The organism is Marinicrinis sediminis, from assembly GCF_042685085.1.
Classification (GTDB): Bacteria; Bacillota; Bacilli; order Paenibacillales; family KCTC-33676; genus Marinicrinis; species Marinicrinis sediminis.
Genome location: NZ_JBHUMM010000034.1, coordinates 1 through 1539, shown reverse-complemented (window position 1 = coordinate 1539; position 1539 = coordinate 1). Strand labels below are relative to the sequence as shown.

Below are 1539 nucleotides of genomic sequence, written 5' to 3'. Positions count from 1 at the left end.
AACTGGCCGTCCGAAGGGGGTTATGGTCGAGCATCGCAATGTGATCAGACTGGTGAAGGACACCACCTATCATCCCTTCGAGCGGGGAGAGCGCATCCTTCAGACGGGCGCGCCTGTATTCGATGCTTGTACGTTCGAAATTTGGGGGGCGTTCCTAAACGGTTTGTCCCTGTACATCGCAGATCACTTCACCCTGATTGATCCTGACAAGCTGGGAGCCATGATTCGAACCAGCGGGATTACGACGATGTGGCTGACGTCCCCGCTGTTTAATCAGCTGGCGCAGCAGCAGCCGACTCTGTTCGAGCCGCTGAGGTATTTGCTGGTCGGGGGAGATGTCTTGTCGCCCAAGCATATCCAGGCCGTACAGGCACAGTGTCCGCAGTTGCGCATCACCAACGGGTACGGGCCGACCGAAAATACGACCTTCTCCTGCTGCCATGCGATCAAGGCGGAAGAGGCAAAGACGGGTGCGTCGATTCCGATTGGCAAGCCAATCTCCGGTTCCACCGCCTATATCGTGGACCGGGGCGGTCGCTTGCTGCCGGTTGGAGCCGTCGGGGAGCTATGGGTTGGCGGCGAAGGAGTCAGCAGAGGGTACCTCCATGACGAGGAGCGGACGAGAGAGACGTTTATCCCGGACCCTTTTGCAGCAGGCAAACGGATCTACCGGACAGGCGATCTGGCGAAGTGGCAGCCTGACGGGACCCTCGTCTTTATGGGCCGCATGGATCATCAGGTGAAAATTCGGGGCTTTCGTCTGGAGATCGGAGAGATTGAGCAGGTGCTGCTGAAGCATGAGGGGATTCGGGAAGCGGTGGTGATCGTCAAGGAGAGCGAGGATGAAGCGAAGCAGCTGGTGGCGTACCTGGCCTGTGCCGAGGAGATTCAGGAACAGGAACTGCACCAGTATGCGGTGAAGCAATTGCCAGAATACATGGTTCCAGCGTGCTGGGTTAGGCTGGAGAAGCTGCCGCTGACCCCTAACGGAAAGGTCGATCGACAGGCATTGCCGGAACCGAAGTTTGCTGCGGTTGAGAAGGGAGTGCCGGAACCGCCTCGAAATGAAGTAGAGCAGCAATTGATGGCAATTTGGGAATCGGTGCTCGGTCGATCCGCGATCAGCAGAGCCGATCACTTTTTTGAAATCGGGGGGCATTCTCTGCATGCGATGCAGTTGTGTGCGCAAATCAACAAACATTTTGAGCGAAAGCTGTCTGTTGCCGACATTTTCCATTATCCCTTGCTGGAAGAACAGGCAAGTCTGCTGGCGGAGAATATATCTTCAGGGCCGCATCCAGCATCCTCTGCCTCCTTTGCTTCCGCAGTATCGATCCCGCCTGCGGCCCCTGCTGCAACTTATCCGGTATCCTCTGCGCAGAAACGAATGCTGCTGGTACAGCAGCTGGAAGGATTCGGCACGGCCTACAATATGCCGTTTGCCTTGCGGCTGCAAGGCGAGCTGGATCGACCGCGATTACGCGAAGCGTTTCAGCAACTGGTGAAGAGGCATGAGGCATTCCGAACGGAATTTGTCTG

At 56.8% G+C, this 1539-nt stretch carries 1 protein-coding gene; it reads left to right on the top strand.

Translation table 11 applies throughout. From position 1 onward, the window contains the following. Nucleotides 1-1539, top strand: a 1539-nt coding sequence (locus ACFSUC_RS11780) for an AMP-binding protein (RefSeq protein ID WP_379929790.1), incomplete at both ends; no start/stop codon positions are given.